We start from the raw sequence: 26393 nt of genomic DNA, 5'->3' as shown, positions 1-26393 counted from the left end.
GACGCTATTGAAGTGCCGCACCACCGCGAGCCCGACCCGCCCGCCGTCGCCGGCGACCCGCCAGCCGAGCAGCGCCAGCGCCTCGGCGGCCGCGACCGAGCGCAGGGCGCGGCGGGTGCCGAACAGCATCGAGGGCCGGAAGTCGGCCAGCATCACCACGGCGCGGTCGCGCTCCTCGTGGTGGGTGCGGGTGTGGAGCTGCCCGGTGCGGGCGGTGCTGTTGCGGTCGATGTGGCGCACGTCGTCGCCCTCGGCCCACAGCCGCACGTCGTCGGGCTCGGAGCCGCGGCCGCGCCGCCGGGTGACGATGCCGCCCGGCAGGCCGACGAGGGCGCGGGTCCGCGGCGCCGCGCCGCGCCGGGCGAGGTGGCGCAGGCCCATCAGGGCGCCGGCCTCGAGGGCGATGCCGGGGGCGGCGAGGGGAGCGGCGGGATTCGCCATCGCCGGTCTCAGAGCGGGCGCACGCGGTCGAGCAGCCCGGCGACGAGGCCGCGGGCGGTCTGGCCTTCCGCGGCGGCGCGCCAGGTCAGCGCGAGGCGGTGGGCGAGGGCGTCGGCGGCGAGCGCCGCGACGTCCTCCGGCACGACGTGGTCGCGCCCGTGCAGGTAGGCTCGGGCCTTGCCGGCGAGCATCAGCGCCAGCGTCCCGCGCGGCGAGACCGGGTGCTCGATCGCGGCGCGGAGATCCGGCGCGGCCTCCTCGCTGCGGGTCGCGGCGACGAGGCGCACGAGGTAGTCCTTCAGCGCCGGGGCGACGTGGGTGCGCAGGGCCGCCGCCCGCGCCTCACGCAGTTCCTCGGCGGTGAGGCGCACCGGCATCGGCGCGGCGACCGCGGTCAGCTCGCCCTCGACGAGGTCGAGGATGCGCCGCTCCGCCGCCTCGTCCGGCATCCCGACGACGACGTGGAGCAGGAAGCGGTCGAGCTGGGCCTCGGGCAGCGGGTAGGTGCCGGCATGCTCGATCGGGTTCTGGGTCGCCACCACCATGAACGGGTCGGGCAGCGGGTGGGTGGTGCCGGCGACCGTGACCTGATGCTCGGCCATCGCCTCCAGCAGGGCCGACTGCACCTTCGGCGGCGCCCGGTTGATCTCGTCGACGAGGACGAGGGAGTGGAACAGCGGTCCCGACAGGAACTCGAATCGGCCGCCGTCCGGCCGCCAGACGGTGGTGCCGGTGAGGTCGGCCGGCATCAGGTCGGGAGTGCACTGGATCCGGGCGAAGCCGGTGTGCAGCCCGTCGGCGAGGCGCTTGACCGCCCGGGTCTTGGCGAGGCCGGGCGCGCCCTCGATCAGCAGATGGCCGCCGGTGAGCAGCCCGATCAGCAGGCGTTCGACCAGGGCGCTCGCCCCGATCAGGCCGTCCTCCAGCCCGGCCCGCAGGGTCAGCAGCCGGTCGCGGACGTCGCCGCCCGCCGGCGCCTCGCCCGGAACCCATCCCGGTTCCCTCATCGCGCCGGAACGCCCAGCGGCCGGAATCCGGGAAGGTCCAGAGGCCGGAATCCGGCCTGCCGCGCGAGCCACGCCATGGCGTCTCCTGTGGCGGGCGTTCTGACGGGGCCCGCTCGAACCCCGATCAGGCCGCGGGACGGGGCGGGCGTCAATCCCGACCGGAGTCCAAGGCAGGGCAATCGCTTCAGCGATTGTCCTGCGGTTGCCCGCAGGGCGACGCTCGATGGCGGGCGCGAACAGCGCCCCGCGGAGCGGGTTCGAGGGGACGAACGTCCCCGCGAACGCAGAGCGGAGCGAAAGCCAAGTGAGCGGATGCGAACGCCGGCGCCTGAGGCCGAGCAAGAAACCAGGGCAATCGCTCCGAGGCGATTGCCCTGGAGTCCAAGGAGGGCTGCCGCAGGAGCATCCCGACCCGCGTCAGAACGCCAGACGCAGCGACCCGCCGTCGACCGGGACCGCCGCGCCGGTGATGAAGCTCGCCCGCTCCGAGGCCAGGAAGGCGATCAGGGCGGCGGCCTCCTCCGGCTCGCCGAAGCGCCCGGCCGGGATGTTGGCGTCGATGAAGGCGCGGCGGGCCTCCTCGGTCGGATGCAGGCGGTCGAGGATCTGGGGCGTGTTGATGCGGCCGGGCGCGATGCAGTTCACGGTGACGCCCCGGGAGGCGTAGGCCGCCGCGGCGGCCTTGGACCAGCTCTCCAGGGCGGCCTTGGCCGGCGAGGCCGCGTTGAGGGCCTTCGCGATCAGGGCACCCGAGACGTTGACGATCCGGCCCCAGCCCCGGTCGAGCATCGCGGGCGCCAGGGCGTCGGTGAGCCGGCGGGCGGCGGTGAAGTTGAGCAGGAACGATTCCTCCCAGGCCGCCTCGTCGTCCGCCCGGGCCAGGGGCCGCGAGCCGCCGGCATTGTTGACGAGAACGTCGACCCGGGCGCAGGCGCTCAGCGCCGCCGAAGCCAGGGCCCGGGGACCGTCCGCCGCGGTGAGGTCGGCGGTGAGGCGCACGGGAGCCGGGTGCCCGGCCCGCTCGATCTCGGCCGCGAGGGTCTCCAGGGCCTCCCGGTTGCGGGCGGCCACCACGACGCGGGCGCCTTCCCGCGCGAGTTCGAGGGCGGTGGCCCGGCCGATGCCGGTGCTGGCGCCGGTGACGAGGCACACCTTGTCCGCGAGTCCGAGATCCATGCCGCTGCTCCGTCGATGGAAGTGCGCTTCGGGGGGCCTCAGGGACGTTGCGCGCCGGACGTTCGGGAAGAATGCCCTTCGGGATCCCGCGCAGGATCTCTTCTCCCGATCGGGAGAGGGAAATTCCACGCCTCATTCCAAAAGGGTCTTTCTCGCACAGCCCTGCGCCCCGCCTACCCCGTCCAGCGCGCCGCGAAGCGCGCCAGCTCGCCGGCACTCGGGAAGGCGACGAGCGCGAGGTGGCGGGTCTCCTCCGGCCAGCTCCGGGAGGCGGCGTAGGTGACCGGCCGGCGGCTCAGCCGCACGCCCGGCGCTTCGGCCGCGCTCCACTCCAGGACCTCGGCCGCGAGGGCGTCGGGATCCTCCGGCGCCAGCAGCCCCGACGGCTCGCGCAGGACGAGCACGTAGGGGCCGAGATCCGGGTGCTGCTCGCGCACCATCTGGACGATGTCGATCATCGCGGGAGCGCTACCAGGGCAGCGGTTCGTTGATCTGCACCACCGCCTGCGCCTTGGTGAAGTTCGGGATGTCGGCGAAGATCTCCCCGCCGTGCCGGGCCGCGGCGGCCTGGAAGTCCTCCAGCGAGCGGAAGCTCAGCAGCGCCATGATCTGGTAGGGCGGGGGCGAGCCGTCCGGCGTCGCGGCGCCGCGCACCACCTCGGCCTTCTCCAGCCCCAGCGCCGACCAGCGCTCGCGCACCAGCGGCATGTGGGTCTTGAGGTAGTAGTCGAGGTCGAACGCCTCGCCCTTCGGATAGAGCACGCTGACCTGGATCATGCGGTGGTTCCTCCCCGGGCCCACGGGCCCCGTCGGACCGTGGGCTCGGCGGAACAGGAGCACCGAACCCCGGCCGGCGCAACCCGGACCAAATCAGTGCAACTTCACCCGCGGCTCGGTGCGGCGGGTCAGCGCCCGCGCCGCGGTGTCGAGCGCGACCTTGCCGGTGCCGTGCAGGGCGCGCTGGTGCATCTTGTAGAGCGACTGGTACATCATCCGGGCGAACAGCCCGGCGACGAAGACATTCCTGCCGCGGATGAAGCCCATCAGGTTGCCGACGGCGGAATACTCGCCGAGGGAGACCAGGGAGCCGAAGTCGCGGTAGCGGAACGGCGCCATCGGCTTGCCGGCGAGATGGTTCGGCATCTGCCGCAGCAGGTGGGTCGCCTGCTGGTGGGCGGCCTGGGCGCGGGGCGGCACCGGGGCGCCGGTGGCCGGATCGACGAGGTGGGCGCAGTCGCCGAGGGCCAAGATGTTGGGGTCGCGGGTGGTCTGCAGCGTCGGCGTGACGACGAGCTGGTTGTTGCGCGCCGTCTCCAGCCCGTCGAGGTCGCGCAGGAAGTCCGGCGCGCGCACGCCGGCCGCCCACACGGTCAGCTCGGCCGGGACGAAGCGGCCGTCGGCGAGCTGGACGCCGTCGCCCCGCACCTCGGTCACGCGGGCGCCGGTCAGCACCTCGACGCCGATGCGGCCGAGCAGCGCCAGCACGTCCCCCGACAGCTTCGGCGGCACCGCCGGGAGCACCCGGTCGGCCGCCTCGATCAGGGTGAGCTTCAGGTCCTTGTCGGGGTCGATCCGGTCGAGGCCGGTGGCGGCGACCTGCCGGGTGGTGCGGTGCAGCTCGGCGGCGAGTTCGGTCCCGGTGGCGCCGGCGCCGATGATCGCGACGTGGAGCTGACCCGGCCGCACCGGCTGCTCCTGGGCGTGGGCGCGGATCATCGCGTTGATGAGCCGGCGGTGGAAGCGCTCGGCCTGGTCCGGCGTGTCGAGGGCGATGGCGTGCTCGGCGACGCCGGGGGTGCCGAAATCGTTGCTGGCGCTGCCGACCGCGATCACCAGGGTGTCGTAGGGCACCGAGCGCTCCGGCGTGATCTCGCGCCCTTCCGCATCGTGGCTCGCCGCGAGACGGATCGTCCTGGCGTTCCGGTCGAGGCCGGTCATCCGGCCGATGCGGTAGCGGAAGCCGTGGGCGTGGGCGTGGTGGAGGTAGTCGACGGCGTGGTGGCCGACATCCATGCTGCCGGCGGCGACCTCGTGCAGCAGCGGCTTCCAGATGTGGGTGCGCGAGCGGTCGATCAGGACGATCTCCGCCTCCTTGCGGCGGCCGAAGCGCTCGCCGAGGCGGGTGGCGAGCTGGAGGCCCGCCGCGCCGCCGCCCACCACCACGATCCTGTGGGGTGCCGTTCCGTCCCTGCTGGTCATGCCGCCCCGGGCCCGTCGTTCGCCGCGTCCGCCGCGACCCTAGGCCGCGACGCGACCCCGGGGAAGCCGGACCTAACGGCGAGCCGCGGCGGTCAGCCCCAGAGCGCGGGCTCGGGCGGGTGGATGGTGCTGCCCTCGAAGCGCAGGCCCGGCTCGCGGTCGCGGGCGAGCAGGAGCGGGCCGTCGAGGTCGATCACCGTCGCGAAGCCGGCGAGCAGCATCGCGGGCGCCATCGCCAGCGAGGTGCCGAGCATGCAGCCGACCATCACCGACAGGCCGCGCTCCCGCGCCGCCCGGGCGAGCGCCAGCGCCTCGGTGAGGCCGCCGGCCTTGTCGAGCTTGATGTTGATCGCGTCGTAGCGGCCCTTGAGCGCGTCGAGGCCGGCGCGGTCGTGCAGGCTCTCGTCGGCGCAGAGCGGGATCGGGTGCGGGATCTCGGAGAGCAGCCCGTCGGCCTCGGCCGGCAGCGGCTGCTCGATCAGGGCGACGCCGGCCGCCGTGCAGGCGGCGAGGTTGGCCTCGAGGTTCGCCGGCCGCCACGCCTCGTTGGCATCGACGATCAGGCGCGAGTCCGGCGCGCCGCGCCGCACCGCCGCGATCCGCTCCGGATCGCCGTCGCCGGCGAGCTTCACCTTTAGCAGCGGGCGGGCGGCGGCCTTGCGGGCGGCCGCCTCCATCTCCTCGGGGGACCCGACGCTCAGCGTGTAGGCGGTGGTGGCCGGCCGCGGCGCCGGCAGCCCGGCCAGCACGTGGGCCGGCACGCCGCGCGCCTTGGCCTCGTAGTCCCACAGGGCGCAGTCGAGGGCGTTGCGCGCCGCCCCGGCCTTCATGGCGGCCTGCAACGCCTCGCGGGTCGCGCCGGCGGCGAGCGCCCCGGCCTGGGCGAGGACGAGGTCGCGCACGCCCTCCACGGTCTCGCCGTAGCGGGCATAGGGCACGCACTCGCCCCGGCCGGTCACGGCGCCGTCGCTCACCCGGGCGACCACCACGACCGCCTCGGTGCGGCTGCCGCGCGAGATGGTGAAGCGCCCGGCGATCGGCCAGGTCTCCACCGCGACGTCGAGCCGGATCATGCCGCCGCTCCCGCCGGGAAGAGGGCGGCGAGGCGCGCGACGAGGCCCTCGACGCCGAAGCGGACCGGGTCGGTTGCCGGCAGGTCGTGCTCGCCGGCGAGCCGGTCGAGCACGGCGCGGGCCTCGGCCTCGTCGAGGGCCTGGGTGTTGACCGCGATCCCGACCGGGCGGATGTCCGGGTTGGTGAGGCTGCCGCAGCGGATCGTCAGGTCGATCACCTCCCGGATCGAGGGCAGCGGGTGCTGGACGCCGCGCATCCGGGTCCGGGTCGGCTCGTGGCAGATCACGAAGGCGTCCGCTTGCGCCCCGTGCAGCAGGCCGAGGCTGACCCCGGCGAAGGAGGGGTGGAACAGCGAGCCCTGGCCCTCGATCAGGTCCCAGTGCTCCGGCGCGGCGGCGGGGGAGATCCACTCGACGGCGCCGGAGATGAAGTCGGCCACCACCGCGTCGATGGCGACGCCGCGGCCGGAGATGAACACCCCGGTCTGGCCGGTGGCGCGGAAGTCGGCGTCGAAGCCGGCGGCGCGCATCCCGCGCTCCAGGGCGAGCGCGGTGTACTTCTTGCCGACCGAGCAGTCGGTCCCGACCGTCAGCAGGCGCCGGCCCGGCCGCTTCGTGCCCTTGCCGGTGTCGAAGCGCTCGTCGGAATGGCGCACGTCGTGGAGCCGGCGGCCGCGGCGCTCGGCCGCCTCGGCGATCGCCGGCACCGAGCCGAGCCGGGTGTGCAGGCCGCTCGCCACGTCGAGCCCGGCCTCGATCGCCGCCACGATGCTGGCGACCCAGTGCTCGGGCAGCACGCCGCCGGCATTGACCACCCCGACGATCAGCGTGCGCGCGCCCTTGGCCATCGCCTCCGCGAGGGTGAGGTCGGGAATGCCGAGATCGGCGGCGCAGCCCGGCAGCCGCAACTGGCCGACGCACCATTCGGGCCGCCAGTCGACGATGCCGTAGGCGGTCTTGGCCGCGAGGCGGTCCGGCACGTCGCCGAGGAACATCAGGTAGGGCGTGGCGATCTGCATGATGCGCTCCGGGGACGACGATCGATCGGGGCCGGCCGGATCGCGGGCGGCCGGCTTCGGGCCGGCCAGCGGGGTCGTCACGGCCGCCGGGATGATGCGGGGGGCCGGCCTCCGGGGCAAGGGCGCCGCGCGCCTCTCCAGGGCAATCGGGTGAACCCGATTGCCCTGGGCTTCTTGCTTGGCCTCAAACGCCGGCAGTCACATCCGTGACTTTGGCTTTCGCTCCGCTCTGCGTCCGAGAGGACCTTCGTCCTCCCGGACCCGCTGCGCGGGGCGCTCTTCGCGCCCGCCGCATCGACAATCGGGTTTCACCCGATTGCCCTGGCGCCTCTCTCCCGTCGCAGGACGGCGGGTATGTCCCGTCCCAGGACGATGGGCGCTGGCCCGCTCCTTGCGTGACGAAGGCGGACGGGGTCGGGCCCTGCCGCATTCCGCATCATCAACCTCGATCCGCCGCCCTTGACGCCGTTGCTGGCGTGACGGACGTATGGCCCTGCCCAATCGGAGAGCACGTATGCGTTTGAAATGTCTGCTTCCCGTCGTGATCGCCGGTCTCGCGGTCGCCCCGGCCTCGGCTCAGGAACTGACGGGGACGCTGAAGAAGATCAAGGAGACGGGCCAGATCACCCTCGGCTACCGCGACTCCTCGGTGCCGTTCTCCTATCTCGACGGCAGCCAGAAGCCTGTCGGCTACGCCATGGACATCTGCCACAAGATCGTCGACGCGGTGAAGGCCGACCTGAAGCTCGACAAGCTCGAGACCCGGCTGAACCCGGTGACCTCCGCGACCCGCATCCCGCTGATCGCCAACGGCACCGTCGACCTCGAATGCGGCTCGACCACCAACAACGCCGACCGCCAGAAGCAGGTCGGGTTCACCAACACCCACTTCCTCACCGCGACCCGCTTCGTCGCCAAGAAGGCCAGCAACGTCTCGAAGTTCGAGGACCTGAAGGGCAAGACCGTCGTCTCGACCTCCGGCACCACCAACATCCGGCAGATCAACGAGTACAACACCGAGAAGAAGCTCGGCATCACGATCCTGCCGGCCAAGGACCACGCCGAGGCGTTCCTGATGGTCGAGACCGGCCGCGCCGTCGCCTTCGTGATGGACGACGTGCTGCTCGCCTCCCTCGCCGCCGGCTCGAAGGATCCCGGCGCCTACATGATCTCGGCCGACGCCCTGTCGAAGCCCGAGCCCTACGGGATCATGCTGCGCAAGGACGACGCGCCGTTCAAGAAGGTCGTCGATGCCGCCACGGCCGCCTTCTACAAGAGCCCCGAGGGCAAGGCGACCTACGACAAGTGGTTCACCAAGCCGATCCCGCCGCGGGACATCAACCTGAACCTGCCGATGAGCGAGCCGCTGCAGAAGGCGTTCGCCCAGCCGAGCGACAGCCCCGATCCGGCGATGTACTGAGCGGCCCCGGCGGCCCGGCTTCCCGTGCGGAGCCGGGCCGTTCCCGCAAAATACCCGGTGACAGCCCGTCGCCGGGCCCGCACCGGCCTTCCGGAGCCGGTGGAAACGGTTAAGCATCGGCGCCGACGGGCGACGACACCCCCGAAGAGGACCGTCCTGGGGCGAGGCATGAACTACAACTGGAACTGGGGCATCTTCTTCGACCTATCGCCCGAGGGCACCGGCACCTATGCCGACATGCTGCTCTCGGGGCTGATGTGGACGATCGTCACCGCGCTCTGCGCCTGGGTCATCGCCTTCGCGATCGGCTCGGTGGTCGGCGTGCTGCGCACCCTGCCGAGCCGGGCCGCCCAGGCGGTCGGCAACGCCTATGTCGAGCTGTTCCGCAACGTCCCGCTCCTCGTGCAGATGTTCCTGTGGTTCTTCGTGCTGCCGGAGGTGCTGCCGGAATCCTGGGGGACCTGGCTCAAGCAGCTGCCGAACGCCCCGTTCTACACCGCGGTCGTCTGCCTCGGCTTCTTCACCGCCTCGCGGGTCGCCGAGCAGGTGCGGGCCGGCATCCAGGCCCTGCCGCGGGGCCAGCGCATGGCCGGCACGGCGCTCGGGCTCACCACCGCCCAGACCTACCGCTACGTGCTGCTGCCCAACGCCTACCGCATCATCCTGCCGCCGATGACCTCGGAGTTCCTCAACAACCTGAAGAACACGTCGGTGGCGCTGACGATCGGGCTGCTCGAACTCACCGCTCGCGCCCGCTCGATGCAGGAATTCTCGTTCCAGGTGTTCGAGGCGTTCACCGCCGCGACGATCCTGTACATCCTCATCAACCTCGTGGTCGTGACCGTCTCCGGCATGCTGGAGCGCCGCTTCGCGGTGCCGGGTCGCTGATTGTCCTTGATCCAGACGGCAGAGCCCTCCGATGTTCGCTGATTTCGACTTCAAGGTCATCCTGAACGCCCTGCCGTACCTGTTCCTGGACGGCATGACCTTCACCCTGACGCTGACCGCGCTGGCCGCGGTCGGCGGCGTGGTGCTCGGCACCCTGATCGCGATGATGCGGCTGTCCGGGATCCCGGGCCTGCCGCAGGTCGCCAAGATCTACGTCAACTTCATGCGCTCGCTGCCGCTGGTGCTGGTGATCTTCTGGTTCTACTTCCTGGTGCCGTATATCGGGCAGTGGCTCACCGGGGCCGAGCGGCCGATCCAGGTCGGCGCGTTCTCGTCCTCGCTCATCACCTTCACGCTGTTCGAGGCGGCGTACTTCTCCGAGATCATGCGCGCCGGCATCCAGTCGATCCCCAAGGGACAGGCGGCGGCGGCCTCGGCGCTCGGCCTGACCTACTGGCAGTCGATGGGCAACGTCATCCTGCCCCAGGCCTTCCGCAACATGCTGCCGGTGCTGCTGACCCAGACCATCGTGCTGTTCCAGGACACCTCGCTCGTCTACGTGCTGTCGATCACCGACTTCCTCGGCGCCGCCTCGAAGGTCGCGCAGCGCGACGGCCGCCTCGTCGAGATGTATCTCTTCGCGGCGGTGGTCTACTTCACGATCTGCTTCATCGCCTCGCTGCTGGTGCGCCGCCTGCAGCGCCGCGTCGCCATCATCCGCTGACTTCGGGATCCCGCCCATGACCTCGTCCGCGATGCCCCCGGCCGCTCCCGCCCCGAATCCGGCCTCATCCCTGGAGGTGCCGCCGACCGGCCCGGTGACGGCGCCGCTCGCCACGCCGGCCGCCACCCAGGCCGCGCCCGGCACCCCGATGATCGCCATCGACAACGTCAGCAAGTGGTACGGCGACTTCCAGGTGCTGACCAACTGCACCACCGCGACCCGCAAGGGCGAGGTGGTGGTGGTCTGCGGCCCCTCGGGCTCGGGCAAGTCGACGCTCATCAAGTGCGTCAACGCCCTCGAGCCGTTCCAGAAGGGCCAGATCACCGTCGACGGCACCCAGGTCGCCAACCGGAAGACCAACCTGCCCAAGCTGCGCTCGCGGGTCGGCATGGTGTTCCAGCACTTCGAGCTGTTCCCGCACCTGACGATCACCGACAACCTCAGCCTCGCCCAGCGCAAGGTGCTCGGCCGCGGCAAGGACGAGGCGGTGGCCAAGGGGCTGGCGCTGCTGGAGCGGGTCGGGCTCAAGGCCCATGCCCACAAGTTCCCGGGCCAGCTCTCGGGCGGTCAGCAGCAGCGCGTCGCCATCGCGCGGGCGCTCGCGATGAACCCGATCGTGATGCTGTTCGACGAGCCGACCTCGGCCCTCGATCCCGAGATGGTCGGCGAGGTGCTCGACGTGATGGTCGAACTCGCCCGCGAGGGGATGACCATGATGGTCGTCACCCACGAGATGGGCTTCGCCCGCAAGGTCGCCAACCGGGTGATCTTCATGGACAAGGGCGAGATCGTCGAGGACGCCCACAAGGAGGACTTCTTCGGCAGCCCGCGCAGCGAGCGCGCGCAGCAATTCCTCTCGCGCATCCTGTCGCACTGACCCTCCGGCCGGGCCCGCTCAGGCTTTCTTGCGGGCCGGCCGGCGCCGTCGCTTCGGCTTCGCTCCGGTGGCGGACTTGGTCGCCGCGGACAAAGCCGCCCGCTGCTGGCGGCGCACGGCGTTGGCGGCATGGCCCATCCACCAGCCGGCGGCGCGGTTGGCGGACGACAGCCACAGGCTGAGGGCAGGGTTCTTCATCACGGCGACCTCCGCAGGGTCAACCGCGTCGGCGGCGATCGGTTCGCCGGCAGGCGGCCGCGCGGCGCAACGGCGCGCCAGGAACGCCGCTCCGTCGCCGCGGGTTGGTCGGGACGATTCGATCGACCGCGAGACCCAAGACGATGGCCTTCGAGACCGACGTTCCGCCCCACCTGTCCGCGCAGCGCGGCGACACGCCCGCGCCGCTCGACGCCGCCAAGCCGAACACCGCGATGTTGAAGGGCGACATCGATTCCGGCCGCAGCGGCGACAAGGTCGAGGTGTTCGACCCCGGCATGGCGATGCTCGGGACCTGCGAGGAGGCCGGCGGCAACGGCCTGTCGCCGAAGGACATCGCCACCGCCCGCCGCGCCGAATCCCGCGACCGCTGGCGCTTCGCCGCCCGGAAGCTCGGCTACGCCCACAACCGCACCAACGTCGTCCTGACCCTCTACAGCGGGTTCATCATCGTCGCGGGGCTCGGGCTCGGAGGGTTCATCTGGCTGTTGTGAGTTGCGGGCGCCGCTCTCACGCTCTCGCCGTGAGTCCACTACCAGCTGATTGGCGGAGGGGCAGCCGGAACGCTGCCGCCGCTGACAGAGATCCGACCGTCTGAGGCTAGATTGTCGGTGGCTTCGTCATCGCCCTGGGCGGAGTCGATATCGCCTGACCAAATTGATCTTATGTGAGATGGTGTATCAATCTGAACTTGATCACGCAAATATCGTGGAGCGCAAAATTGTGATATATGTAAATTCGGTGACAGTATTTGATGCAATCAAAATTTCCGACTAGATAGGTATAAGTTTTGATATTTATATCAAATATCAAGATATTCGAGAGGCATTTTATCTGGCAGATCGGCATCTATACCCGCAACTCGTCTGTATATATTATCTACATATTCATCGAGTTCATTTTGAGAAGCGCCGAATCGGCGCGAAAACCAGTTGCGATACCAGACAGTATAAAGAAATTGTACAATCTTTTGCACTCGGGAGCGACTTAGCGTCTCCGGTTGCGCTCCAGCAGACACGTGCATAAGGAAATAAGAGCTTTCCTCTGCAATGCTGCCAAATTCGTCCATATTTGGCGCCTGATAGCGCAAATTAACTATGCAACGAGCTCCAAGTGATTGAAACCTACGTATACGAGCGCGAGCGCGTGCTGCCTCCGAGCCTTTGAGGTAGGAAGGGTTCTGAAGTTCAAAAACGACAGATGAAATTCCTACAGAGGATGCGCGTGATCGCAGCTGTCTAACCAGCTTTTGAAAAGGAATATGTTGGAATTCAGCCTCACTACGACATGCGATGTAGTCAATAACTATCATATTGTCAGCCATGCTTTCATGAAACATTAGCATTCCTGCTATAGTTTCATCCTGCCTCGCTAGCAAAACTCGCATTGGCAGTCCAAATGTGTGCTCGTAATTATTGAGCCAATAACGAAAATCTTCTGAACTCACGTTTTGATATGAGAGAAAATTACTTCCCAGTAGAGTTTCTGTCTCTTCAACATCTTTTCTGTTTTTGGGATCTAGGAATTCGGTTCGCAAAATAGTTGCATCTGGATTTGTTGTATTGAAAGCGCGATAACAAGCATCGGATAAGGCATTAATAATCGTATCATTAGATTTAATCGGACGAATAATTGAGGAATGATCGCCAGGCAATGTTCCTACATTTGGAAACATTCCTCTGGCGCTATGGGCAGGTACAACGCCATCTTCATCTCCCGTATAAACATCGAAACGTATCGGATGGCTTGTGCTTGATGAGCGATGTGTATATATAATTCTATTTAATATTAATGAATGGACCTCCGCGATCTGTTCATTGAAAGGTCGCAAGTATTTTTCTTGCGGGTGCCGTATGAGCATTCCAAGTGCACGGCGTGCGCTCAAAAATAATTCCGAGCCATTGTTAGGTGTGGCAAGCAAGACAACCCCACGAATCCGGCTCAGTTCGTCACTTGCACGTGCATTCCTTACAGCATCAGCAATGAACCGCTGGATGATCAAGCCGCCTTGACTATGACCAACTAGGACAATGCAAGTTTTGTCCCTGTATTTTTTATCTTCTCTGAGGGCCGTGGTTAATCTATCTGCGATATCACTAAAATTAGGAATGCGCTTTAAGGGATTGAGGCGATATGCCGGCGTTGGATATGTAAATAACTCAATATCAAAAAATTTTTTTATATAAATATCTTCTTGCAAATATTCCACTAAATTAGTCCAAGATGCTGGGCTGCTAAGTACGCCGTGGATTAAAATTAATACACCGGGCTTATTCAAAATTGTTCCATCCTTTTATTGTGATAACATGGGATGCGCATTCTGATGAGCTTACGTACAACATCTCAATATAAAATATATAATGACCTTGATGATTTCTCTCGGACGACGTATCATGCAGTGTGATCTAAGATATTGCAAGCGGTTTGATTCGACCGCAGCTTAGTATGTCTTTTGTACATGATTCAGATCGCTTGAAAATGCAGCAAATTAAATATATCGGTCGGTATATAGGATTTTCTAATTATAATCTCTATAAAAATTTGATCTGCAAACAGTTTTTTCCTTAAAAATTCGACATATAGCGCTATTTCTCATATCTCTAATCATATCATTATCTTATATGCGATTGGGATACTCGAAAGAAGGCCAGTTCCAGGCGCCTCGCCAGGCTTCCACATGGATGCCACATTTCAACTGGAACGATCCGTCGGCCGACCTCTCAGCGTGGTCTGAACCGTTTCGACGCCTGCACACGCACGGGAGTGAGACCCGCCACGCTCCTGAGCCATCGCATGCCGCGTCAGGGTCAACGGCAAGCTGCCAGGATCTAACCACCCAGCGGAGCAGCGCGATGCGGATGATCGGCAATTGGCGCTCGGCCGCCGCCTTCCGGGTGCGCATCGCCCTCAACCTGAAGGGACTCCCCTACGAGGAGACCCTCATCGACCTCGATGCCGGCGACCAGCACCGGCCGGAGTTCCGGGCGATCAACCCGCAGGGCGCGGTGCCGGCCTTCTTCGACGGCGACGGGCCGCCCCTGACCCAGTCGCTGGCGATCCTCGACTACCTCGAGGAGACCCATCCCGAGCCGCCCTTGCTGCCGCGCGATCCGCGGGCGCGGGCGCGCGCCCGGTCGCTCGCGCAGGCGGTGGCCTGCGACAGCCATCCGCTCTACGTGCCGCGGGTGCGCCGCTACCTCACCGACACGCTCGGCCTGCCGGACGCAACGATGCGCGAGTGGCTGCGGCACTGGTTCGGCACCGGGCTCGCGACCCTGGAGACGCGCCTGACGCAGGAGCCCGGAACCGGCCGCTACTGCCAGGGCGACGCGGTCAGCCATGCCGACCTGTGCCTCGTCAGCCTGTGGGTCGGTACCGCGATCTTCGGCGTCGACACCGCGCCCTATCCCACCGTGCGGCGCATTGCCGAGGAGTGCCTGTCCCAGGACGCCTTCGCCAGGGCGCATCCGAGGAACCAGCCGGGGGCGCCGGGCTGAGGCGCGGGCTCAGCGATCCATCCTGAGCGCCACGATGCCGACCGCCGCCACCGCGGCGGCGAGCCCGGCGCCGAGCACCGGCAGGGTGCCGTAGGCGAGGCCGGCGTCGATCGCGACGCCGCCGATCCAGGCGCCGGCGGCGTTGCCGAAGTTGAACGCGCCCTGGTTGACCGTCGAGGCCAGCGCCCGGGCGCCCTCGGCGGCGTTCAGCACCCGCATCTGCAGCGGCGCCACCAGCGCGAAGGCGAGGATGCCCCACAAGCCGATCACCGCGGTCGCCGGAATCAGCCCGGCGCTCGCCGGCACCAGCGCCAGCAGGGTCGCGACCAGCGCCACCGCGAGGCCGATCACCGAGGGCATCAGCCGCCAGTCGCCGAGCCGGCCGCCGAGCATGTTGCCCAGCGTCAGGCCGACGCCGAACAGCAGCAGGATCCCGGTGATCTGGTTCGGCGTCGCCCCGGCGGTGGCGGCGAGCAGCGGCGCCACGTAGGTGAACACGCTGAACAGGCTGGCCGACGCCAGCACGCTGAGCAGCATCGCCAGCAGCACCTGCGGCCGGCGCAGCACCCGGGCCTCGGCGAGAAGATCGCCGCCCTCCGCCGGCAGGCGGCGCGGCAGCCATGCCAGCAGCGCCAGCGCCGCGACGAGCCCGATGCCGACCACCGCCGCGAAGGTCGCGCGCCAGCCGTAAGCGTGGCCGAGCGCGGTGCCGAACGGGACGCCGAGCACGTTGGCCAGCGTCAGGCCGGTGAACATCGCCGCGATGGCGCTGGCCTTGCGGTGCGGCGGCACGAGGTCGGCCGCCACCACCGAGCCGAGGCCGAAGAAGGCGCCGTGGCACAGGGCGGTGACGATGCGGGCGAGCATCAGGAGGCCGTAGCCCGAGGCGAGGGCGCACAGGGCGTTGCCGAGGATGAACAGGCCGACCAACGCCAGCAGCGCCCGGCGCCGGTCGAGTCGCGCCACCAGCACCGCCACCACCGGCGACCCGAAGGTGACGCTGAGCGCGTAGGCCGAGACCAGCAGCCCCGCCTGCGGGATGGTGACGCCGAGGTCGGTCGCCATCTCGGGCAGCAGGCCCATGATGACGAACTCGGTGGTGCCGATGCCGAACGACGCCACCGCGAGCGCGACGAGCGCGAGGGTGGCGGAGGGGCGCGCGGCGTCGGCCCCGGCCCGGAGGGTGTGCTGCATGTCGGCTCCCGTTGCTGCAGCGCAGCATAAGGCGGGAGCGGGGGGAGGTATCAGCCGCGGGGCCGCATGGGACGCCTGCGGAGGGTGCAGGGGCGGGGTTCAGCCCCGCGGCGCGGAGGCGGCCTCCTCGGCCAGGAGCGCGGCGGGGGTGCGGGCGGCCGCCTTCGGCAGCGGCTGGCCGCGCTGGCTCGCCAGCTCGCGCAGCTCGGGCGCCGGGGCGGTGTCGTCCACGGTCAGGAACAGGCCCCGCCGGCGGGCGCCGGTGCCGAGGTCGGACCGGCTGGTGAGCACGCTCATCGCCGGGCTGAGCAGCAGGCCGGCGGCGACCGGGGCCATCCACAGCCCGAGCAGCGGGTCGCCCGCGTAGAGCAGGCCGGCCCCCAGGAGGGCCCCGGCGACGATCGCGTCGACCTGGAGCCGGCACGCCTCCCGCCACGGCACCCGGCGGTCGTCGCGGGCCTGGGCGTCCCAGCGCACAACCCGGCCGGCGAAGGTCGAGACCACGGCGCCGGCGTTGAACAGGGTCAGGACCGGCCACAGCAGCACCCACTGCGCCTGTTCCAGGGCGGCGCTGGCGAGCAGCGGCCCGGTGCCGCCGAACGCCGCCCGGCGCTCCCGGTCGAGGAGGACGTGGGCGAGGCTGGCACATTTCGGCAGCGCCAGCACCGCGACCGTCACCGCCGCGAGGGCGTGGGCGGCGGTGCCCGGGAGGGTCAGGCCGTAGCCGAGCAGGCCGAGATCGCCGTCGCGGGCCGCCTGCCAGGTGCCGAGGGCCAGGAACAGGACCCAGAGCGGCGAGACGCAATAGGCGAGGATGCCGGAGATCAGGTGCCAGCGGCTGCCGGCGGTGAGGCCGGGCAGGCCGACGACGCCGAGATGCTGGAGGTTGCCCTGGCACCAGCGCCGCTCGCGGCCGAGCAGGTCGACGAGGTTGGTTGGCATCTCCTCCCAGGTGCCGCCCTCCTCGGGCAGCAGGCGCAGCTCCCACCCGGCCCGGCGGAACAGCGCGCCCTCGACGGTGTCGTGGCACAGGATCTCGCCGCCGAGCGGCGCCCGGCCGGGCAGCACCGGCAGCTCGGCGGTCTCGGCGAAGGCGGCGAGCCGCAGGATCGCGTTGTGGCCCCAGTAGCTCCCGTCCGGCCCCTGCCAGGTGTCGAGGGCGCGGATCGACAGCGGCGCGTAGAGACGCACGGCGAATTGCTGGATGCGGGCGAACAGCGTGTCGCGCCCGGCGGCGTAGGACACGGTCTGGATCAGGCCGAGGCGGGGATTCTCCTCCATCAGCCGCACCAGCCGGCGCATCGTCGCGCCGGTCATGAGGCTGTCGGCGTCGAGCACGATCATGAAGTCGTAGTCGGGCCCGTAGGTCCGGCAGAACTCGTCGATGTTGCCGGCCTTGCGGCCGCGGTTGTCGGCGCGGCGGCGGTAGCGGATCGCCGGCAGGCCCGGCCCGGCGGCCGCGCGCCACTCCCGCGCCAGGGCGTAGTGTCGCTCCTCCTCGGCGGCGATGGCGGGGTCCCGGGTGTCGCTCAGCACGAAGACGTCGAGGTCGCTGCCGTCGCCGCCGCCCCGGGCGAGGGAGCGGGCCATCACGCGGATCGCCGCGAACACCGCCGCCGGGTCCTCGGCGTGGATCGCCACCACCGCGGCGGTGCGGCTGCGCCCGCTTGCGACGCCCGGAATCCGGGACGCGGCGCGCTCGACCTCCGACTGCACCCGCCGGCCGAGCCGGGCGGCGAGCGCCCCGTAGGCGTATTGCCACGCGATGTAGGATTGCCACGCCATCACCAGCACGAACAGGACCAGCACGGCGGCGTCGAGCGGGCCGCGCGGCGGCGCGGCGAGGCAGGCCAGCCACGCGACGAGCGCCGTGGTGGCCAGGGTCGGGACTGCGAGGGCGAGGCGGCGCGCACGAAGCGACGCGGTGTGCGGCAGGTCGGGAGCGATCATGGGCGGGGGTTCGATGCGGGGGCCGCGACGCGGGGAGGGAAGGCTCTGGCGGCCGGGTGCTGCCATGTCCGGCCTCGTCTTGCTAGGTGTCGGGGGCTGAACGGCGCCAGAACGCCGGCGGGGGCGGGGCATGCGGGCCGTGCATGTGCCGGCAACCATTCGGAAACCCTGTCGGCAACAGGATGCCGCCGAACCCCGGCGATTCGGCCGCCGAATCCCGGTGATTCGGCTGCATCGCGGTGCCCCGTCGCATTCCGCGCCGTCCGGACCCGTCGAGCCCTGGAACCGCGCCCTTGAGCGAAGCGTTGCGACAGCGAGTACGGCCAAGCTTCGGCGACGCCGCCCGCAGGGCCAGGGGGAGTTCCCGATGAGCGTCAGGCAGCACACGCGGCGCGGCGCGGCCCAGGCCCGGTTGTCGCCGGCCGGCGGGCCCGGTGCGGACCGGCGGCGATGATCCCCGCCGTGACGTCTCCCCTCCGCCCGGTCGCGCGGCCCGCCCCGGCCCGCTCGGCTGGCTTCAACCTGTTCATGACGGTCGATGCGGTCAGCGGCATCTGGCAGTACGGCCTCGATCTCGCGATGGAGCTCGACCGCCACGGCATCGGCGTCACCCTGGCGGTGCTCGGCCCGGAGCCGAGCCAGGAGCAGCTGCGCGCCACCCGGGCGATCCGCGGCCTCGACCTGCGGGTGCCCGGCGCGGCGCTGGAATGGAGCGCGCTCGCCCGCAACGAGATCGAGATGGCGGCCTGGATGGTCGCCCGCGAGGCCGAGCGGGCGCAGGCCGACCTGATCCATCTCAACAGCCCGGCGCTCGCCGCCCTGGCGCCGTTCCGCGCCCCCGTGGTGGCGGCGACCCATGGCTGCGTCGCGACGTGGTGGATGGCGATGCGCGGCGGCCGGCTGCCGCCGGACCTCGTCTGGCGCGCGGCCCTCACCGCCGAGGGCTGCCGGCGCGCCGACCTGCTGCTGGCGCCGACCCGCGCCTTCGCCGAGGCGACCGCCGCGACCTACGGGCTGTCCGCGCCGCCGCGGGTGGTGCCCAACGGCCGGCGCAGCGCCGCCGCCCGCGGCCACCGCAGCCCGGCCGGATCGGCCTCTCCCTTCGCGTTCGCGGCCGGGCGGCTGTGGGACGAGGCCAAGAACGCCCGGATCCTCGACGGGGTCGCCGGCCGGATCGACCTGCCGTTCCTCGCCGCCGGCCCGCTGAAGGGGCCGAACGCGGCGGAGTTCGGGCCGCGGCACCTGCGCGCCCTCGGGGTGCTGAGCGAGCAGGACGTCACCCGCTGGCTGTCGGGCGCGCCGATCTACGTCTCGGCCGCCCGCTACGAGCCCTTCGGCCTCGGCGTGCTGGAAGCGGCCGAGGCCGGCTGCGCCCTGGTGCTGTCCGACATCCCCACCCACCGCGAACTCTGGGACGAGGCGGCGATCTTCCTCCCGCCCGACGACGAGGCCGGCTTCGCCTGCGCGATCGAGACCGTCGCGGCCGACCCGGCGATTCGCGCCCGCCTCGGCGCCGAGGCGCAAGCCCGCGCCGCCGCCTACACCGCCGAGGCGATGGCCGAGGGGGTACTGGGGGCGTACCGGTCGGTGCTGGAGCGCTCCGAACCTTGCGCTGGCGTGGCGTGGTAGCGGTCACCCCCGCCCGATCGCCGCCCGCAGCAGCCTGAGCGCGTCCTCGCTCGCCCATTCCGCCGGCCCCTTCATCACCCCGAGCCGGCAGCCGGCGGGGTCGATCAGCAGCGTCGTCGGCAGGCCGACGAGGTCGCCGCTCTTCTGGAGCACCGGCAGGCTCTGGCCGGGCGGGTCGGCGTAGAAGGCGAGGCGGGTGATCCCGTTCTCCCTCATCCAGGCCTGCGGCCGGTCGAGGTTGCGGGTGTCGACGTTGAGGGCGACGACCTCGAAATCCGGGCTCCCGAGGGCGCCCTGGAGCCGGTCGAGGGCCGGCATCTCGGCCTTGCACGGGGCGCACCACGTCGCCCACAGGTTCAGCAGCACCGTCTTGCCGCGCAGGCCCTCCAGGCTCGCCGGCTGCCCGTCGGGGCCGCGGAACGACAGGGCGGGGGCGGGTTTCGGCGACCGATCGACCTGGAGCGCCGCCACCTCGCCGCGGGCGAGGGGCGCGAGGCGGGCGGCCGTGGCGGCGGCGGACGGGCAGGCGCTGTTGCCCCCGTCCCGACTCCCGTATAGGGCGGCCCCGAGACCGAGTGCCGCGACGAGGAGTCCGCCCCCGAGGGCGAGGCGAAGGGTCTTCGTCATGAGAACCGGGCCGGACGAGGTGTGGACATGAGCAACCGGATGTGGGGCGGGCGCTTCGCGAGCGGGCCGGCCGAGATCATGGAGGAGATCAACGCCTCCATCGGGTTCGACAAGCGCCTCGCTCCCCAGGACATCCGGGGCTCGCTCGCCCATGTCGCGATGCTGGGCAAGGCGGGGATCCTGCCGGCCGAGGATGTGGCGGCGATCGAGGAAGGGCTCAAGGCCGTCCGCGGCGAAATCGAGGCCGGACAGTTCACGTTCCGGCGCGACCTCGAAGACATCCACATGAGCGTGGAGAGCCGGCTGCGCGAGATCGTCGGGCCGACCGCCGGGCGGCTGCACACCGCCCGCTCGCGCAACGACCAGGTCGCCACCGACATGCGGCTGTGGGTGCGCGACACCCTCGACGACCTCGACGCCCAGGCCGCCGACCTGCAGCGGGCGCTGGCCGAGACGGCGCTGGCGCATGCCGGCACGGTGATGCCGGGCTTCACCCACCTGCAATCGGCCCAGCCGGTCACCTTCGGCCACCACCTGCTCGCCTATGTCGAGATGCTGGCCCGCGACCGCGGCCGGTTCCGCGACGCCCGCGCCCGCCTCAACGAGTGCCCGCTCGGCGCAGCGGCGCTCGCCGGCACCTCGTTCCCGATCGACCGCCACGCCACCGCCGCCGCCCTCGGCTTCGACCGGCCGACCGCGAACTCGCTCGATTCCGTCGCCGACCGCGACTTCGCCCTCGAAGCCCTTTCGGCGGCCGCCATCGCGGCGGTGCACCTGTCGCGCTTCGCGGAAGAAATCGTGGTCTGGACCTCGGCGCAGTTCGGCTTCGTGAAGCTCTCGGACCGCTTCACCACCGGCTCGTCGATCATGCCGCAGAAGCGCAACCCCGACGCCGCCGAGCTGGTGCGGGCGAAGTCCGGCCGGGTCATCGGCGCGCTGTCGGCGCTGCTGATCGTCATGAAGGGCCTGCCGCTCGCCTATTCCAAGGACATGCAGGAGGACAAGGAGGGCACCTTCGACGCGCTCCAGACCCTCTCGCTGTGCCTCGCGGCCATGGCCGGGATGGTGCGCGACCTCGAGCCGGTCCCGGAGGTGCTGAAGGCCGCCGCCGGCTCCGGCTACGCCACCGCCACCGACCTCGCCGACTGGCTGGTGCGCGAGCTCGGCCTGCCCTTTCGCGATGCCCACCACGTCACCGGCCGGCTCGTCGGCGCCGCCTCCGCCCGCGGGATCGGCCTGGAGGCGCTGAGCCTCGACGAGATGCGGGCCGAGGAGCCGCGGATCACCGCTGCGATCTACGACGTGCTCGGGGTCGAGAACTCGGTCGGCAGCCGCACCAGCTACGGCGGCACCGCCCCGGCCAACGTGCGGGCGCAGGCCGAACGCTGGCTCGGACTGCTCGGGCAGGCGCCGGCCTGACCGCAACCAGCCCGGCCTCAGCAGACTTGCGTTGGCAGGCCAATGCAAGTCTGCTGAGATTCCTGTTTGGTCGCAGATTTCTACCGCAAAAGCCGGCAGCCGCTTTCGCGAAATCTGCTGAGGGCCACCACCGGATACCGGATTGTCGAGAGGAGAAACCCATGGATCTCGGACTCAAGGGCAAGCGCGCCATCGTCCTGTCGTCGAGCCGCGGGCTCGGCCGCGGCATCGCCGAGAGCCTCGCGGCGGAGGGCGCCGACGTGCTGCTCACCGCCCGCTCGGCCGAGCGACTCGACGAGGCGGTCGCCGCCATCAACGGCCGCGGCCAGGGCCGCGCCCACGCCTTCGTGGGCGATCTCACGGGCAGCGTCGAGGCGATCCACGCCGCGGCGCAGGAGACGCTCGGCGGCGTCGACATCCTGGTCGCCAACACCGGCGGCCCGCCGGCCGGCACGGCGGTCGACGTCGCCCCCGAGGCCTGGGCGCCGCAATTCGACGCGATGGTGGTGCCGGTGTTCCGCCTCGCCGGTCTGGTGCTGCCGGGGATGCGTCAGGCCGGGTTCGGCCGCATCGTCGTGGTGGCGTCGAGCGGCGTCGAACAGCCGATCCCCAATCTCGTGATGTCGAACGCCCTGCGCGCCTCGATCGCCGGCTGGGCCAAGACCCTGTCGGCGGAGGTCGCGGCGGACGGGGTCACGGTCAACATGATCCTGCCCGGCCGCATCGAGACCGACCGCACCGGCGAACTCGACGCCGCCAACGCCAAGAAGCAGGGCAAGACCCCGCAGGAGGTCGCCGAGGCGGCCCGCACGGCGATTCCGGCCAGGCGCTACGGCCGTGTGCAGGAATTCGCCGACGTCGCCTGCTTCCTCGCCTCGGAGCGCGCCTCCTACGTCACCGGCAGCATGGTGCGGGTCGACGGCGGCGCGATCCGGTCGATCTGAGCCGGCAACGGCTCAACGGCGCGGGGAGGAGACGTCCGGGCCGCCCGTCATTGCGGATTGTAGAAGATGATGCGGCTGCCCAGGGGCTCGAAGCGGGTCTGCACGCGCCGGAGGGCCGGAAGGGCCCGCTCCACCGACGGGTGCCGGTCTTCCGGCGCGTAGAAGACGAGGAAGCCGCCGGAGCCCGCGCCGAGGATCTTGCCGCCGAGGGCGCCGGCGGCCCTGGCCGCCGCGTACCAGGTGTCGATCTCCGGAGTGCTGACGCCGCTGGCGAGGGTCTTCTTCAGCCGCCAGTTCTCATCCAGGATCTCGCCGAACGAATCCAGCCGTCCGCACTGGAGCTCCTCGCGGAGCCCGTAGGCGAGGTCCACCATGCGGGCCAGGGCCGCCCGCTTCGCGTGGTCGCCCGCGATGGCGGCCGATTGTTCCCTGAGGATGCTGGCGGCGCCGCGGGTGATGCCGGTGTAGAACACGAGGATGCGCCGCTCCAGGGTCTCCCGCAGGCCCGGCGGCATGATGACGGGCGAGACGAGCACGCTGTCGTCGGCCTTGAACTCGATCAGGTTGAGACCGCCGAAGGCGGCTGCGTACTGGTCCTGCTTGCCGATCGGTTCGCCGCAGCGGTCGATCTCGATCTCGCAGGCCCTGCGGCCGAGTTCCTCCGCCGAGACGTAGCGCCCGAGATAGGCCGACATCGCGTGCAGGAGGCCCACAGTGAAGGAACTCGAGGAGCCCAGTCCCGTCCCGCGGGAAGGAACGTCGGCGATGGTGGTGATCTCCACGCCCCCGGAGAGTTCCAGCATCTCGAACGCGGCGCGGACCAGCCGGTGCTGGATGTCGGCGACGCGATCGACCTCTTCGGTGCTGGAATAGGCGACGCGGATGCCGCCGTCGAACTTCCGGTTGACGGTGACGTGGATGTACTTGTCGATCGCCGTCGAGAGCACGGCACCACCGTGCCGGCGGTAGAAGTCCGGCATGTCGCTGCCGCCGCCGACGAAGCTCATGCGCAGGGGCGTCCGGCTGATGATCATGGTCGGGCCTTCAGGATCGGGAGGCGGACAGGATCAGCTCCACCGCCCCGGCGAGGTCGTCGGCGATGGCGTCCGGCGTCGCGTCGCATCGCCCGTCCCGGCCGCCCTCCCCGGTACGCAGGAGGATCGCCCAGACCCCCGCGGCCTTCGCCGCGGCGATGTCGGCCGTGCTGTCCCCGATCATCCAGGATCGAGCGAGGTCCGCATTGAGATCGCGCGCGGCAGACAGCAGCATCCCGGGCTTCGGCTTGCGGCAGTCGCAGGCGATCTTGAGATCCGGAACCTCGCCCGCGAAGCCGGCGTCGGGATGATGGGGGCAGAGATAGAGGCGGTCGACGAAGGCTCCCGCCCCGGCGAGTTCGCCGTCGAGCTTGGCGTGGATCGCGCGCATGTCCTGCGGCGTGCATTCGCCCCGGGCCAGGACCGGCTGGTTCGTGACGACGGCGACGCGCCGCCCGGCCTCGTTGAGGCGCCGCACCGCCGCGGCCGCTCCCGGCAGCATCACGAGGTCGCCGGGCCCGCGGACGTAGTCGCGCAGGGCGTTCAGCGTGCCGTCCCGGTCGAGGAAGACACAGGGCTGCGGGACGGCGAGGCTGGCCCGGGCCACCACGCCGCGGCGGAGATGATCGGTGACCTTGTCGAGGCGAGCCGGCGTGCCGAGGTCCTTGATGTATTCGAAGCTGTTGTAGCCGAACAGGCGCGACCCCGCCGCCAGCATCGCCGGGAACAGGTCCTGCCCGAAATCGCAGGGCGTCGTCGCGTCCCGCCACGCTTCGAGGGCGCGCCGCTCGATGACGTAGAACGCGGCGTTGACGAGGTTGGCGCGGGGGACGCCGGGCGGGTGCGGCTTGGGGTGGAAGGCGGTGATCCAGCCGGCGTCGTCGATCTCGACGAGGTCCGAATCGTGGGGGTGATCGTTCGGATGCAGGAACAGGGTGGCGTCCGCGCCGCTCCGCTCATGGGCGGCGACGAAGCGGGCGAGATCGATGTTGAACAGCGTGTCGCCATAGACGACGAGGACGCGGTCCCGGAGGTCGGGCAGGCAGGCCAGGGTCGCGCCGGCGGTGCCCCGGGGTTCGCCATCGTCCACGAGCCGCAGCCGCGCCAGGCCGAAGGCGTTGCGCGAGGTGCAGTAGGCTGCGATCTGATCGGCCGCGTGGTTGACGAGGATGATCGCCTCGTCCACGCCCTGCGCCGCGAGGCTCAGGAGCTGCCGCTCGAGGAGTGGAACGCCGTCGACGTCGACGAGCGCCTTGGGGCGTCCGTTCAGCCGGGCGGCCAGCCGGGTGCCCTTGCCGCCGGCGAGGATGACGGCCTGCATCAGCGCCGATCCGGGGAGGATCCCGCCTCCTGGCGGACGATCTCGTCCAGGGCGCGGCGGATGGCGGCGCGCGAGTCGAGGGTCGGGAGCCAGCCGAGTGCGGCGAGCCGGCTCGTGTCGTAGCGGAAGCGCGGCACGTCCCCGACCCAGCCGCGGGCGCTTTCTCCGAAGCGGAGCGCGGCCGCGGGGGCGACCCGATCGCGCACGAGTCCGGCGATCTCCGAGACCGTGATGCCGTCGTCCCGCGGCCCGATGTTGAAGACGTTGTAGCGGGCGGTCGCGCGGTCGCGGATGAACAGCATCGCCGCGACCAGCTCCTCGACGTGCAGGTACGCCTTGCGTTGCGTGCCGTCGCCGAGAACGTCGAGCTCCTCCGGGGTCGCCTTCAGCTTGCGGACGAAGTCGAGCATGACCCCGTGGGTCGCGGGCACGCCGACGACGTTCGGAAAGCGGAAGATGTCGGCCCGCGGCAGGAAGGCCTCGACGGCCGCCCGAATCTGCGCCTCCGAGGCGAGCTTCATCGCGCCATAGTTCGAGATCGGTTCGAGCGGGCCGGCCTCCTCGCGGATCGCCGCCTCGCCGAGGTCGCCGTAGATCGCCGAGCTGGAGGCGAAGCGCAGAGCCGGAATCGCGAGGTCGCGCAGGATCAGGACGGTGTTGAAGGTCGTCCGGAAGGTTCCGTCGAGATCGATCGTCGGATCGGCGATGCCCGCGGGGATGTCCGAGTTCGCCGCGAGATGCCAGACCTCGTCGATGGGATGCGCCGCATGGGCCTGGACCATGGCGGCCCGGTAGGCGGGGAGGTCGGCGCAATCGACGGCCACGAACCGGAAGCCGGGCCGGTCGGCGAAGCGGTCGACATGCGCCCGGCGACCGCGGGAGAGGTCGTCGAGCGCGAGGACGCGATCTCCCTCCGCCAGAAGCCGGTCGATCAGCGTGGAGGCGATGAAGCCGGCGCCTCCGGTGACGGCGTGATGGCGCATGACCGGCCGTTCCTACCCGCCGGTTCCCGTGCGCCTGAGGGCGACCGGATCGCCGCCGGCGCGGGCGTGCCGGGCCGCACCCGCGTCGGAGACGCTGCGGCTCAGGGCCTGCATGACGATGTGGCCGAACATGGCATGCACGTCCTCGACCACCTGCATGTCCTCCATCGGCACCCAGACGGGGTACTGGACCATGCCCTTGAGCCGGCCGCCGGAATAGCCGCAGAGGCCGATGGTCGTGCACCCGATCGCGTTGGCGTAGGCCACCGCGCGGACGACGTTCTCGGAGTTTCCGCTGCCCGAGATCGCGACGACCAGATCGGCCGGCCGGGCGAGATTGCGCAACTGCTCGCTGAAGACGTCGCTGTACGACACGTCGTTCGACCACGCGGTCACGACGCCGAGGTTGTCGATCAGCGTGCGACCCCGGAAGCTTCGTCCGGTGGCCGAGAAGACCCCCTTGTTCCAGTCCGTGATGAAGTGCTGGGCGGTGATCGCGCTTCCGCCGTTGCCGAACGCGATGATGTCGCCGCCCCCGACCCAGGTCCGATGGATCGCCGCGACCGCCGCATCGATCGCCGCGGCGTCGATCCGGCCCAGGCACGCCGCGACCTTCAGGATGTAGGAGGAGGCGAAACCGGTCGCGGGCTCATGAGGACCGTCTTGCACAGCGGACATCCGTTCTGCCTTCGGCACCCCATGTCGCGCCGTCGGCCTGGGATTGCGACTGGTCGACCATGAGAATGTTATGGTTA

26 protein-coding genes are annotated in these 26393 nt (G+C 70.1%); 9 read left to right on the top strand and 17 right to left on the bottom strand.

What is annotated here, in order from left to right; translation table 11 throughout:
• The 8 genes from EOE48_RS14295 to dgcN all read right to left on the bottom strand — a co-directional run.
• A partial coding sequence (locus EOE48_RS14295; RefSeq protein WP_148239785.1) for a DUF58 domain-containing protein occupies positions 1–441 on the bottom strand: 441 nt, incomplete at its 3' end.
• Between the two features lie 8 nt (positions 442–449).
• Complete coding sequence (locus tag EOE48_RS14290) at positions 450–1448, bottom strand: AAA family ATPase (protein WP_127730208.1); 999 nt, start codon at positions 1446–1448, stop codon at positions 450–452.
• A 417-nt stretch (positions 1449–1865) separates the two neighbouring features.
• Entirely contained in the window at positions 1866–2624 is a 759-nt protein-coding gene (locus EOE48_RS14285) for an SDR family NAD(P)-dependent oxidoreductase (protein ID WP_127730206.1), read from the bottom strand.
• Positions 2625–2797: 173 nt separating this feature from the next.
• The gene (locus EOE48_RS14280) at positions 2798–3082 is read right to left on the bottom strand and encodes a hypothetical protein (protein WP_127730204.1); all 285 of its coding nucleotides are present in this window, start codon (positions 3080–3082) and stop codon (positions 2798–2800) included.
• 10 nt (positions 3083–3092) lie between these two features.
• A complete protein-coding gene (locus EOE48_RS14275; RefSeq protein ID WP_127730202.1) occupies positions 3093–3401 on the bottom strand; it encodes an EthD family reductase in 309 nt (102 codons plus the stop codon).
• Positions 3402–3494: 93 nt separating this feature from the next.
• On the bottom strand, positions 3495–4823 hold the full coding sequence (locus tag EOE48_RS14270; protein WP_127730200.1) for an NAD(P)/FAD-dependent oxidoreductase: 1329 nt from the start codon (positions 4821–4823) through the stop codon (positions 3495–3497).
• Positions 4824–4915: 92 nt separating this feature from the next.
• Positions 4916–5896 (bottom strand): N-acetyl-D-Glu racemase DgcA, encoded by a 981-nt coding sequence (gene dgcA, locus EOE48_RS14265; protein ID WP_127730198.1) that lies wholly within the window; start codon positions 5894–5896, stop codon positions 4916–4918.
• Entirely contained in the window at positions 5893–6915 is a 1023-nt protein-coding gene (gene dgcN, locus EOE48_RS14260; protein ID WP_127730196.1) for an N-acetyltransferase DgcN, read from the bottom strand. Before dgcN ends, dgcA begins: the two co-directional genes overlap by 4 nt.
• A gap of 514 nt (positions 6916–7429) precedes the next feature.
• Here dgcN and EOE48_RS14255 point away from each other — a divergent pair.
• The 4 genes from EOE48_RS14255 (at position 7430) to EOE48_RS14240 (ending at position 10824) form a co-directional block, all read left to right on the top strand.
• Positions 7430–8335, top strand: a complete 906-nt coding sequence (locus tag EOE48_RS14255) for an amino acid ABC transporter substrate-binding protein (protein ID WP_127730194.1) — start codon at positions 7430–7432, stop codon at positions 8333–8335.
• A 168-nt stretch (positions 8336–8503) separates the two neighbouring features.
• Positions 8504–9223: an amino acid ABC transporter permease gene (locus EOE48_RS14250; protein WP_127730192.1), complete on the top strand. Its 720-nt coding sequence runs from the start codon at positions 8504–8506 to the stop codon at positions 9221–9223.
• Between the two features lie 31 nt (positions 9224–9254).
• Positions 9255–9947, top strand: coding sequence for an amino acid ABC transporter permease (locus EOE48_RS14245; protein ID WP_127730190.1), 693 nt, complete (start codon positions 9255–9257; stop codon positions 9945–9947).
• Between the two features lie 148 nt (positions 9948–10095).
• Positions 10096–10824 (top strand): amino acid ABC transporter ATP-binding protein, encoded by a 729-nt coding sequence (locus tag EOE48_RS14240; protein ID WP_127730226.1) that lies wholly within the window; start codon positions 10096–10098, stop codon positions 10822–10824.
• 18 nt (positions 10825–10842) lie between these two features.
• On the opposite strand, the gene EOE48_RS14235 is transcribed toward EOE48_RS14240, so the two are convergent.
• Positions 10843–11022 (bottom strand): hypothetical protein, encoded by a 180-nt coding sequence (locus tag EOE48_RS14235; protein WP_127730187.1) that lies wholly within the window; start codon positions 11020–11022, stop codon positions 10843–10845.
• A 143-nt stretch (positions 11023–11165) separates the two neighbouring features.
• Between EOE48_RS14235 and EOE48_RS14230 the strand changes: the two genes are divergently transcribed.
• Entirely contained in the window at positions 11166–11534 is a 369-nt protein-coding gene (locus EOE48_RS14230; protein WP_127730184.1) for a hypothetical protein, read from the top strand.
• A 308-nt stretch (positions 11535–11842) separates the two neighbouring features.
• Here EOE48_RS14230 and EOE48_RS14225 read toward each other — a convergent pair whose 3' ends face one another.
• The gene (locus EOE48_RS14225) at positions 11843–13318 is read right to left on the bottom strand and encodes an esterase/lipase family protein (protein WP_187371419.1); all 1476 of its coding nucleotides are present in this window, start codon (positions 13316–13318) and stop codon (positions 11843–11845) included.
• Between the two features lie 574 nt (positions 13319–13892).
• Between EOE48_RS14225 and maiA the strand changes: the two genes are divergently transcribed.
• Positions 13893–14537 carry a maleylacetoacetate isomerase gene (gene maiA, locus EOE48_RS14220; RefSeq protein ID WP_127730180.1) on the top strand — a complete coding sequence of 215 codons (645 nt, stop codon included), beginning with the start codon at positions 13893–13895 and terminating at the stop codon, positions 14535–14537.
• Positions 14538–14546: 9 nt separating this feature from the next.
• Here maiA and EOE48_RS14215 read toward each other — a convergent pair whose 3' ends face one another.
• Both EOE48_RS14215 and mdoH read right to left on the bottom strand, forming a co-directional pair.
• Positions 14547–15731, bottom strand: a complete 1185-nt coding sequence (locus EOE48_RS14215) for an MFS transporter (RefSeq protein WP_127730178.1) — start codon at positions 15729–15731, stop codon at positions 14547–14549.
• A 99-nt stretch (positions 15732–15830) separates the two neighbouring features.
• On the bottom strand, positions 15831–17681 hold the full coding sequence (gene mdoH / locus EOE48_RS14210) for a glucans biosynthesis glucosyltransferase MdoH (RefSeq protein ID WP_127730176.1): 1851 nt from the start codon (positions 17679–17681) through the stop codon (positions 15831–15833).
• 462 nt (positions 17682–18143) lie between these two features.
• Here mdoH and EOE48_RS14205 point away from each other — a divergent pair, with 462 nt between their 5' ends.
• Complete coding sequence (locus EOE48_RS14205; protein WP_246154369.1) at positions 18144–19310, top strand: glycosyltransferase family 4 protein; 1167 nt, start codon at positions 18144–18146, stop codon at positions 19308–19310.
• Between the two features lie 3 nt (positions 19311–19313).
• Here the strand turns inward: EOE48_RS14205 and tlpA are convergent, their stop codons facing one another.
• Positions 19314–19937: a thiol:disulfide interchange protein TlpA gene (gene tlpA, locus EOE48_RS14200; protein WP_127730172.1), complete on the bottom strand. Its 624-nt coding sequence runs from the start codon at positions 19935–19937 to the stop codon at positions 19314–19316.
• A 27-nt stretch (positions 19938–19964) separates the two neighbouring features.
• Between tlpA and argH the strand changes: the two genes are divergently transcribed.
• Together argH and EOE48_RS14190 are read left to right on the top strand one after the other, a co-directional pair.
• A complete protein-coding gene (gene argH, locus EOE48_RS14195; protein ID WP_127730170.1) occupies positions 19965–21356 on the top strand; it encodes an argininosuccinate lyase in 1392 nt (463 codons plus the stop codon).
• A 161-nt stretch (positions 21357–21517) separates the two neighbouring features.
• On the top strand, positions 21518–22300 hold the full coding sequence (locus EOE48_RS14190) for an SDR family oxidoreductase (protein WP_127730168.1): 783 nt from the start codon (positions 21518–21520) through the stop codon (positions 22298–22300).
• A gap of 47 nt (positions 22301–22347) precedes the next feature.
• On the opposite strand, the gene EOE48_RS14185 is transcribed toward EOE48_RS14190, so the two are convergent.
• From EOE48_RS14185 to EOE48_RS14170, 4 genes are read right to left on the bottom strand one after another with little or no spacing between them, the layout of a single operon-like run.
• The gene (locus EOE48_RS14185) at positions 22348–23334 is read right to left on the bottom strand and encodes a GHMP family kinase ATP-binding protein (protein WP_127730166.1); all 987 of its coding nucleotides are present in this window, start codon (positions 23332–23334) and stop codon (positions 22348–22350) included.
• Between the two features lie 10 nt (positions 23335–23344).
• Positions 23345–24655, bottom strand: a complete 1311-nt coding sequence (locus EOE48_RS14180; protein ID WP_127730164.1) for an HAD-IIIA family hydrolase — start codon at positions 24653–24655, stop codon at positions 23345–23347.
• Positions 24655–25638 (bottom strand): NAD-dependent epimerase/dehydratase family protein, encoded by a 984-nt coding sequence (locus tag EOE48_RS14175; protein WP_127730162.1) that lies wholly within the window; start codon positions 25636–25638, stop codon positions 24655–24657. The genes EOE48_RS14180 and EOE48_RS14175 overlap by 1 nt, the downstream gene beginning before the upstream one ends.
• Before the next feature lie 12 nt (positions 25639–25650).
• On the bottom strand, positions 25651–26334 hold the full coding sequence (locus EOE48_RS14170; protein WP_210249571.1) for a D-sedoheptulose-7-phosphate isomerase: 684 nt from the start codon (positions 26332–26334) through the stop codon (positions 25651–25653).
• Between the last annotated feature and the right edge of the window lie 59 nt (positions 26335–26393).

The organism is Methylobacterium oryzihabitans, assembly GCF_004004555.2.
GTDB classification, from domain to species: Bacteria; Pseudomonadota; Alphaproteobacteria; order Rhizobiales; family Beijerinckiaceae; genus Methylobacterium; species Methylobacterium oryzihabitans.
This window is presented reverse-complemented; position numbering and strand designations above follow the sequence as displayed.

Excerpts from the sequence above, each read along its gene's own strand:
- dgcN (WP_127730196.1), bottom strand. The coding sequence starts at position 6,915 with ATGCAGATCGCCACGCCCTACCTGATGTTCCTCGGCGACGTGCCGGAC.
- maiA (WP_127730180.1), top strand. The coding sequence starts at position 13,893 with ATGCGGATGATCGGCAATTGGCGCTCGGCCGCCGCCTTCCGGGTGCGC.
- EOE48_RS14275 (WP_127730202.1), bottom strand. The coding sequence starts at position 3,401 with ATGATCCAGGTCAGCGTGCTCTATCCGAAGGGCGAGGCGTTCGACCTC.
- mdoH (WP_127730176.1), bottom strand. The coding sequence starts at position 17,681 with ATGATCGCTCCCGACCTGCCGCACACCGCGTCGCTTCGTGCGCGCCGC.
- EOE48_RS14230 (WP_127730184.1), top strand. The coding sequence starts at position 11,166 with ATGGCCTTCGAGACCGACGTTCCGCCCCACCTGTCCGCGCAGCGCGGC.
- EOE48_RS14280 (WP_127730204.1), bottom strand. The coding sequence starts at position 3,082 with ATGATCGACATCGTCCAGATGGTGCGCGAGCAGCACCCGGATCTCGGC.
- EOE48_RS14235 (WP_127730187.1), bottom strand. The coding sequence starts at position 11,022 with ATGAAGAACCCTGCCCTCAGCCTGTGGCTGTCGTCCGCCAACCGCGCC.
- EOE48_RS14245 (WP_127730190.1), top strand. The coding sequence starts at position 9,255 with ATGTTCGCTGATTTCGACTTCAAGGTCATCCTGAACGCCCTGCCGTAC.
- EOE48_RS14190 (WP_127730168.1), top strand. The coding sequence starts at position 21,518 with ATGGATCTCGGACTCAAGGGCAAGCGCGCCATCGTCCTGTCGTCGAGC.
- EOE48_RS14215 (WP_127730178.1), bottom strand. The coding sequence starts at position 15,731 with ATGCAGCACACCCTCCGGGCCGGGGCCGACGCCGCGCGCCCCTCCGCC.
- EOE48_RS14240 (WP_127730226.1), top strand. The coding sequence starts at position 10,096 with ATGATCGCCATCGACAACGTCAGCAAGTGGTACGGCGACTTCCAGGTG.
- tlpA (WP_127730172.1), bottom strand. The coding sequence starts at position 19,937 with ATGACGAAGACCCTTCGCCTCGCCCTCGGGGGCGGACTCCTCGTCGCG.
- argH (WP_127730170.1), top strand. The coding sequence starts at position 19,965 with ATGAGCAACCGGATGTGGGGCGGGCGCTTCGCGAGCGGGCCGGCCGAG.
- EOE48_RS14250 (WP_127730192.1), top strand. The coding sequence starts at position 8,504 with ATGAACTACAACTGGAACTGGGGCATCTTCTTCGACCTATCGCCCGAG.
- EOE48_RS14285 (WP_127730206.1), bottom strand. The coding sequence starts at position 2,624 with ATGGATCTCGGACTCGCGGACAAGGTGTGCCTCGTCACCGGCGCCAGC.
- EOE48_RS14270 (WP_127730200.1), bottom strand. The coding sequence starts at position 4,823 with ATGACCAGCAGGGACGGAACGGCACCCCACAGGATCGTGGTGGTGGGC.
- EOE48_RS14255 (WP_127730194.1), top strand. The coding sequence starts at position 7,430 with ATGCGTTTGAAATGTCTGCTTCCCGTCGTGATCGCCGGTCTCGCGGTC.
- EOE48_RS14175 (WP_127730162.1), bottom strand. The coding sequence starts at position 25,638 with ATGCGCCATCACGCCGTCACCGGAGGCGCCGGCTTCATCGCCTCCACG.
- EOE48_RS14180 (WP_127730164.1), bottom strand. The coding sequence starts at position 24,655 with ATGCAGGCCGTCATCCTCGCCGGCGGCAAGGGCACCCGGCTGGCCGCC.
- EOE48_RS14185 (WP_127730166.1), bottom strand. The coding sequence starts at position 23,334 with ATGATCATCAGCCGGACGCCCCTGCGCATGAGCTTCGTCGGCGGCGGC.
- EOE48_RS14290 (WP_127730208.1), bottom strand. The coding sequence starts at position 1,448 with ATGAGGGAACCGGGATGGGTTCCGGGCGAGGCGCCGGCGGGCGGCGAC.
- dgcA (WP_127730198.1), bottom strand. The coding sequence starts at position 5,896 with ATGATCCGGCTCGACGTCGCGGTGGAGACCTGGCCGATCGCCGGGCGC.